This window comes from Kitasatospora sp. NPDC089797, assembly GCF_040684795.1.
GTDB lineage: Bacteria > Actinomycetota > Actinomycetes > Streptomycetales > Streptomycetaceae > Kitasatospora.
In genome coordinates this window covers 54,714-62,258 of the sequence record NZ_JBFBGS010000061.1, presented here as the reverse complement: position 1 = coordinate 62,258, position 7,545 = coordinate 54,714, and the positions used below count along the sequence as shown (strand labels likewise).

Below are 7,545 nucleotides of genomic sequence, written 5' to 3'. Positions count from 1 at the left end.
CGCCGACCTCGTCGTGCTCGACTCCGCGGGCTACGACCTGGTCGCCGTGATGCGCCGCGGCCGCTGGGTGGTCGGCGGCGACCGGTTCCGCACCGCGGCGACCCCGAACACCGGCTCCGGGTCGATGAGTTGACGAACGGCGGCCGAGCCCCCGATTCCTAGCCGGGGAGGTCGATCAGGACCCGTCCCCGGCCGCCGGCGTCGACGCGGTCGTGGGCGGCCGCGATGTCGGTGAGTGGGAAGCGGGCGCCGACCTCGACGGTGAGGGCGCCGACCGCGGCCGCGGCGGTGAGGTCGCGGGCGGCCTGGTGCCGGGCGGCGGCGGGGAAGTCGTCACTGCCGAACAGGCGCACCGTGACGTTCTTGAAGAGCAGTGTCCAGAAGGGGAGTTCGGTCCGGTCGGCGCGGGTGGCGTAGGCGGCGATGACGGCGTCGTCCGCGGCGACGCCCGCATCCAGGTCGGCGTTGTCGGAGAGGGAGACCTCGATGATCCGGTCGACCCCGGCGGGGAAGCGGGCGCGGATGGCGGCGGCCGGGTCGCCGCTGTCCAGGGCGACGGCGTGGGAGACGACGCCGGGGTCGACACGGTCCAGTTCGGCGGTGCGTCGCACGGTTCCGAGGACGGTGGCCCCGCCCCAGTGGGCGAGCCGGGCCGCCAGGGAGCCGACGCCGCCGAGGACGCCGTTGACCAGGACGACCTTGCCGTCCACCGGCCCGTCGGCGAAGACGGTGCGGTGGGCGGTGATGCCGGGGATGCCCAGGCTCGCCGCGAGGTCGTCGGCGAGGTGGTCGGGCAGCGGGACGGCCAGGTCGCCGGGCACGACGGTGTACTGGGCGGCCGTGCCGAACGGCCGGTAGGACTGGGCGCCGTACACCCACACCCGCTGCCCGACGCGGTCGGCCCGGACGCCGTCGCCGACCGCGTCGACGACCCCGGCGGCGTCGCTGTGCGGGACGACCCGCGGATAGGGCATCGCCGAACCGGTCCAGCCGCGCCGCTTCTTGGTGTCGCCCGGGTTCACCCCGGAGACGGTCACCCGGACCCGTACCTCACCGGGGCCGGGTACCGGGTCGGGCAGCTCACCGACCTTGAGCACCTCGGCGGCCGGGCCCTGCTCGTCGTACCAGGAGGCAAGCATCTCGTTCCTTCCGATCTCGGGTCGCTGTGCGGTCTGCGGGTCCGGTGTGCCACACGGCGGCGCGGGCGGCCGGGTGGGCAGGGACATCAGGGCCTCCTCCGGGCTGTGACAAAACCGGACACAACTGTGCAAGACGGAGGTCGCTGCCCGGCGGAACCCGCACGACGTGTCGTCCCGGCTTCGGCCCGGTCCCGGGTGGGGCCGGGTGCCCCCCCGGAGCGGTCTCCGGTTCCGCGAGCGCGGTACCCGTCGCCCGTCCCGGCCCGGGATTGGGTATACGCATTCACGGCCGTACCCCTTGCCCCGGCCGCCCCTCCTGGCGCACGGTCGAAGCAAGCCCGCCGGTACAGCGACGGTGGGACGATCCAGGAGTTTCATGGTGCTCACCGTCGAGGCCTCCCCCCGCCCCTCCGCCCGCCCCGTCGTCCGCGCCCGCCGGCGGGGCGCGACCCCGCCACCGCCGGTGACGATCGCGGCCAGCAGCATGCCCGCGACCGAGCGGGCGGTGCCCGCGATGCGGCGGTTCGCCCGGCACACCGCCCTGCGCTGGTCGGTGCCGCGGCCGACCGTGGACGCGCTGGAACTGGTGGTGACCGAGCTGGTCGCCAACGCGGTGCTGCACAGCGGGAGCCCGGACGTCACGGTGCTGATCACCTACCGCGGCGGGGAGCTGACGGTCGAGGTCAAGGACTCCGGCCGGTGGCGGGTCCGGCAGGAGCCGCGCCGGGTGCCCGAGGACGCCGGAGCGGCCTGCGGGCGGGGCCTGGACCTGGTGGCGCACGCCACCAGCGGGTGGCTGGCCTTCCTCTCCGTCACCGGGACCAGGGTGGTGGCCACCCTCTCCGTGCCCGCCACCCGCGCTTGACCGGCCGGTTCGCCCGGACGGTGCCGTGTTTGCCCGCCGTCCGGGCCCGGGCTAGCGTGACCGGGAGAGGCGGTGATCGCGTGACGCGGACTGCCGGACCGGGCGACGGCGGAGGGCTCGGCCGGGGCTTCGCCTTCGTCGGGCGGGAGCGCGAACTCCGGGTGCTGCTCGACGCCCTGCGGCGGCCGCCCGCCGTCGTCCTGGTCGAGGGCGAGGCGGGGATCGGCAAGTCCCGCCTGGTCCGCGAGGCGGCGGCGGTCCTGACGGCGGAGGGCCGCCCGGCGCTGGTCGGGCTCTGCCACCCGCTGCGCGAACCGTTCCCGTACGGGCCCGTCGTGGACGCCCTGCGCGGGACCGGCCCGCTGCTGCGGGGCGTCCGGGACATCCCGCCGACGGCCGGCGCGCTCGCGCCCCTGCTGCCGGACCTCGCGGACCGCCTGCCCCCGCCGCCGGGCACCCCGGGCGGGGCGCGGGCCCACCGGCACCAGACCGCCCAGGCCGTCCGGTCCCTGCTCACCGCCCTCGGACCGGTGCTCCTGGTGGTCGAGGACCTGCACTGGGCCGACGAGGCGACCCGGGAGCTGCTCCTGCTGCTCGCGCGGGACGTCCCGGAGCAGCTCGGCCTGGTGCTGACCTACCGGGCGGAGGACCTGTCGGCCGGGACCCCGGTGCTGGGGGCCGCGTACAGCCGCCCGCCCGGGGTCGGCGGCACGATGCTCCAACTGGAGCGGCTGACCGGACGGGACGTCCGGGAGCTCGCCGAGGCCGCCCTCGGGCGGCCCGGGGCGGCCGAGCTCGGCGACGCGCTGTACACCCGCAGCGACGGCCTGCCGCTGGTGGCCGAGGAGGACCTGATCACCCTGTGCGAACAGGCCGGCGGGCGGCCGCGGGGAGACCTCCTCGCCCGCCTGCGGCAGGCCGCCGTACCGGCCGGCCTGAGCGAGGCGGTGACCGGGCGGCTCGACACCCTGCCCCCGGCGGGGGCGGCGATCGTCGCGGCCGCCGCCGTGCTGGCCGTGCCGACCACGGAGCCCGTGCTCAGCCGGGTCGCCGGACTGGAACCCGGCCCCGGCGCGGAGGGGGTCGCCGCCGCCCTCCGGGCGGCCGTGCTGCGCGAGGGCGAGCCGGGCCGGTACGTGTTCCGCCACGCCCTGGCCCAGCAGGTCGCCTACCGGCACGTGCCGGCCCCCACCCGGACCCGCCTGCACGGGCGGGCGGTCGTCGAGCTCCGGAGCTGGTCCCCGCCGCCGCTGGTGCAGATCGCCCACCACACCCTCGCCGCCGGCGACCTCACGGCCTGGTACGACCGGGCCGAGGAGGCCGCCGAGGAGGCCACCGCGCTCGGGGACACCGGTACGGCCGCGACGCTGCTGCGCCGGCTCCTCGACCGACCCGAGCTGCCGGACGGCCGCCGGGTGCGGGTGGCCGGCGCGCTCGCCCGACTCGCCGTGGACGGCGCGGACTTCACCGCGAGCGCGGCACTCCTGCGACGGCTGCTGGCCGACCCGCGGCTGCCCGTCCCGGTCCGCGGTGAGATCCGGCTCGGCCTCGGGCTGCTGGCCGTCAACCAGCTCGGCGACCGCTCGGGCTTCGAGGAACTGGAGCAGGCAGTAGGGGAGTTGGAGGGACGGGCGGTGCCGGCGGCGCGGGCCATGACCGCGCTGGCGGTGAACGAGCGCGACGGTGCCACGGCGCGGGCCCGGGGCTGGCTCGACCGGGCCGAGCAGACCCTGCGGGACGGCGGAAGCGGCGACGCGGCGGCCCGGGCCGCCGTCCGGGCCACCCGGCTGAGCCTGCTGGTCCGGGACGGTGACCCCGACGCCTGGGAGCAGCTGGACCGGCTGCCGCGCCGCCCCGCCGACGACGAGACCCTCCGGCAGACCGCCCGGGCGCTCTACAACTCCGCCCGGATGGCCGTCGAGACCGGGCACGACCGGCGCGCCGGGCGACTGCTCGCCGAATGCCGGCCGCTGGCCGAACAGTTGGGCCTGACCGGCCTGACCTGCTTCAGCCGGCTCGCGCTCCTCCAGCTGGAGTTCCTGGCCGGCCGCTGGACCGGCATCGAGGAGCGCCTGACCGGGCTGCGCGCGGAGTACCCCGACATGGCGCCGCTCTTCGACCTCAAGGAGGAGCAGATCCTCGCCCGACTCTCCACCGCCCGGGGGAAGTTCCGGCAGAGCGCCGAGCACCTCGGCGCCGCCTCCGGCTACGCGGAGCGGCACGCCCAGGTCAGCGACGTGCTCTGGGTCGCGGCCGACCGGGCCGCCGTCCGGCTGGCCCGGCACGATCCCGAGGGGGCGTTCGCCGTCGTGCTCCCGGCCGTCGCCGAGCTGCGCCAGGCCGGTACCTGGGTCAGGACCGTCGGGCTGCTCCGCGCCGCCGTCGAGGCCGCGCTGGCCGCCGGGCACCGGGACTTCGCCCAGCGCCTGTCCGAGGACGCCGAGCAGGGCCTCACCGGACGGGACGCACCGGCGAGCCGCGCCGAACTCGCCCTGGCCCGTGGCCTGTTGCTCCGCGCGGCCGATCCGCAGGGCGCGGCCGCAGCGTTCACCGAGGCCCGGCGGCGCTGGCAGGAGATCGGCCGACCGTACGAACGCGCCGGTGCGACCGAGCAGTGGGGTCTGACCCTGGCCCCCGCGCAGCCCGAAGCGGCCGCCCGACACCTGGCCGAGGCGCTGGACGCCTTCACGGACCTCGGCGCGACCGAGGACGCGGCGCGCTGCCGCCGGGCCGCGCGCGACCTCGGCCAGGACACCGCGCCGGGGTCGCCCGCCCGTCGCGGGTACGGCGACGAACTCTCCCCGCGCGAACGGGAGGTGGCGGAGCTGCTGGTCCGGGGCGCCACCAACCAGGACATCGCCCGGAGCCTGGTGCTGTCCCAGCGGACCGTCGAGAAGCACGTGGCCCAGGTGCTCCGGAAGCTGCGCACGACCAGGGGCAACGTCCACCGGGTGCTCCCGGCCGACCGCTGACGGCCGGGAACGACCGACGGGCGGGAACGACGGGGGCCGGGAACGACGGCGGGCCTGGAACGACGGAGGGCCTGGAACGACGGAGGGCGGCACCGCCGGAGCGGTGCCGCCCTCCTCACCCGGCCGCACCGGTTGCGGGCGGTGCCAGGGGTGGCCGGGGGATCAGGAGCACACGGTTCAGGAGTCGGTCAGCGAGAAGAGGTGCAGGGCCGCGTTGTCGGGCAGGGTGATCGACTGCAGCGTCTTGCCGTCGGGCACGGTGACCGAGGCGTAGGAGACCAGGTAGCGGGTGCCGAACCGGTCCGGGCCGTGCGGGGTGTTGCGGTGGGTGGTGGTGACGGCGGTGCTGTCGCCGAAGGCGGTGGGGTGGGCGGTCAGCCAGTTGGGGAAGCCGAGGGTGGCCGGGCTGCTGGTGCCGTCGGTGTAGTGGAGGGTGAGCGTCCCGGAGGCGTCGCCGCCGCTGGAGGCGCCGAGGAAGCCGATGGTGGAGCTGTCGGTCGGGTAGGCGAGGGTCTGGCCGCGGGCCACGATGCTGTCGAACTGCCCCGAGCCGCCGGCCGGCCAGCTGAAGGTCTGGCCGCCGGCCTCGACGGTGGCGCCGCGGGTCACGCCGGCCGCGGCCAGGGCGTCGGAGGAGAAGCTGTCCCCGGCGCGGTCGAAGCCGCCGGCGGTGGCCGCGTCGTCGTCGCTGATCGAGGTCGCGTTGAGCGCGGTGGTCCAGTCCGCGTAGGTCGCACCGGCGTCGGGGTGCAGCCGGTAGACGACCGCACTGGTGGCCGGGACGGTCGCGGCGATGGCGCCCGAGCTGGTGGTGACGGCCTTGCTCCACAGGTCCTTGAGGGTGAAGCCGGAGGCCGAGGTGCCGACCTGGGCGCCGGTGGTGGCGATGGTCCGCGCGGTGCCGGAGCGGTTGAGCAGGGCCACCGCGAGGTCGCCGTCGGCCAGCGGCTTGGCGTAGACGGCGGTGTCGTCGTCGCCGGAGACCCGGGTGGCCTGGACGCCGAGCCGGTCCTGGTCGACGGCGATCACGTCGGTGTTGCCCGCGTCGGCGACGACCTGGGGGGTGAAGGCGGCGGCGCCGGTCATCTTGATGTTCAGCGGCGCCGCGTACATCGCCCACATGGTGAGCTGGGCCCGCTGCTGGGCGACCGTCATCGAGCTCTGGCCGATGGCGAGTTGGTCCGGGTCGTTGAAGTGGCCGGCCTTCGCGTAGTCGGCGGTGGCGTCGGTCTGGTCGATGCTGGTGAGGGCGGCGGCCCAGGTGTTCCCGCCGACGTCGGCGGCCATCCGCCACTCCTGGGAGGAGAGCCCGATCCCGGCCATGACCTTCTGGAAGACCGGGGATCCGGTGCTCCGGTTGTCCCAGTTGAAGTAGGCCGGGGCCGAGCAGTTGAGGACCATGTGGGTGCCGTGGGCGGCGTTGGCCGCGGCGATGGCCCGGGCGGCCTGGCGGTAGGCGTCGATCGCGACGTCGGCGTCGTGGTCGGTGGTGAGCAGCAGGCCGGAGGTGGAGGTGCGGGTGTGCGGGTAGCAGTAGTCCATCTTGATGTAGTCGACGCCGAGGGAGGCGAAGTACTCGGCGTCCTGGGCGAAGTGGCCGTAGCTGCCGGAGCCGCCGTCGCAGGTGAGGTCGCCGCCGTCCTCGTAGATGCCGAACTTGAGGCCCTTGGCGTGGACGTAGTCGATGGTGGCCTTGATGCCCTGGGGGTACTTGCTCGGCGAGGAGACCAGGTTGCCGGCGGTGTCGCGGCCGTGCTGGGCGGCGGGGACGACCTGGGTGCCGTTCCAGTCCTGGCCGTTGTCCCTGATCATCCAGTCGTCGTCGACGGCGACGGTGTCCCAGCCCTTGGCGGCCAGGCCGTTGGCGACGGCGGCGTCGGTGTCGGCGCGGACCAGGGCGTCGTTGGTCTGCCGCCAGCTCCCGGGCCGGATGATCATCGTGGGGGTCGGTTGGAGGGTGTGGTCGGCGATGCCGCCGGGGGCGGACTCGGCGGCGGCCGGCTGCGCGGGCAGCGTGGTCACCGCCGCCGCGGCGACGAGGGCCGCGGCGGCGAGTGCGGGCAGGGTGGTGCGGCGCACGGGTGCTCCTTGAGGGTGTGGGGTGCGGGGAGGGAGGTGGTGCGGTCAGTACCGGGCGGCCAGCAGGGCGCCCGCGCGGCGCAGCCAGTGCAGCGGGCGGCTGCGGGCCGCCTCGGCCGAACCGGCCAGCCGGGTCAGGGTGTGGACCGCCGGGACCGCCGGGTCCGCCGGGTCCGCGGACTCCGCGGCGGTCGAGCTGGTCGGGGCGGCGTCCCCGGCGATCACGACGGCCGGGCGGTCGGCCCGGTGGGCGCGGCGCAGCACCTCGCCGACGGCCTTGCCCCGGAGGCTGGTGGCGTCGAATCGGCCTTCGCCGGTGAGCACCAGGTCGGCGCCGGCGAGCGCCTCGTCCAGCCGGAGCAGGTCGGCGACGGCGCCCGCGCCGGGGGTGGTGACGGCGTCCCAGACAGGTAGTGGTAGCTGCCGACCTCCTGCATGCAGGACTGCCAGTAGCCGGTCTGCGCCTGGGCCGGCGTCGCGGTCAGTCCGG

At 76.2% G+C, this 7,545-nt stretch carries 5 protein-coding genes; 2 read left to right on the top strand and 3 right to left on the bottom strand.

The window, feature by feature from the left end; all coding sequences use genetic code 11:
- Positions 1 to 158: 158 nt before the first annotated feature.
- Positions 159 to 1,139 carry an NADPH:quinone reductase gene (locus AB0O91_RS35415; RefSeq protein ID WP_363442049.1) on the bottom strand — a complete coding sequence of 327 codons (981 nt, stop codon included), beginning with the start codon at positions 1,137 to 1,139 and terminating at the stop codon, positions 159 to 161.
- Between the two features lie 376 nt (positions 1,140 to 1,515).
- Here AB0O91_RS35415 and AB0O91_RS35410 point away from each other — a divergent pair, with 376 nt between their 5' ends.
- Both AB0O91_RS35410 and AB0O91_RS35405 read left to right on the top strand, forming a co-directional pair.
- On the top strand, positions 1,516 to 2,004 hold the full coding sequence (locus AB0O91_RS35410) for an ATP-binding protein (RefSeq protein ID WP_363442047.1): 489 nt from the start codon (positions 1,516 to 1,518) through the stop codon (positions 2,002 to 2,004).
- A gap of 80 nt (positions 2,005 to 2,084) precedes the next feature.
- The gene (locus tag AB0O91_RS35405; RefSeq protein WP_363442045.1) at positions 2,085 to 4,976 is read left to right on the top strand and encodes an AAA family ATPase; all 2,892 of its coding nucleotides are present in this window, start codon (positions 2,085 to 2,087) and stop codon (positions 4,974 to 4,976) included.
- Positions 4,977 to 5,153: 177 nt separating this feature from the next.
- On the opposite strand, the gene AB0O91_RS35400 is transcribed toward AB0O91_RS35405, so the two are convergent.
- Both AB0O91_RS35400 and AB0O91_RS35395 read right to left on the bottom strand, forming a co-directional pair.
- Positions 5,154 to 7,055: a glycoside hydrolase family 27 protein gene (locus tag AB0O91_RS35400; RefSeq protein WP_363442043.1), complete on the bottom strand. Its 1,902-nt coding sequence runs from the start codon at positions 7,053 to 7,055 to the stop codon at positions 5,154 to 5,156.
- 45 nt (positions 7,056 to 7,100) lie between these two features.
- Positions 7,101 to 7,545, bottom strand: a 445-nt coding sequence (locus AB0O91_RS35395; protein ID WP_363442042.1) for a glycerate kinase, incomplete at its 5' end; no start/stop codon positions are given.

Bases quoted from the DNA above. Each gene is read 5' to 3' on its own strand.
- AB0O91_RS35415 (WP_363442049.1), bottom strand. From the start codon at position 1,139: ATGCTTGCCTCCTGGTACGACGAGCAGGGCCCGGCCGCCGAGGTGCTC.
- AB0O91_RS35410 (WP_363442047.1), top strand. From the start codon at position 1,516: ATGGTGCTCACCGTCGAGGCCTCCCCCCGCCCCTCCGCCCGCCCCGTC.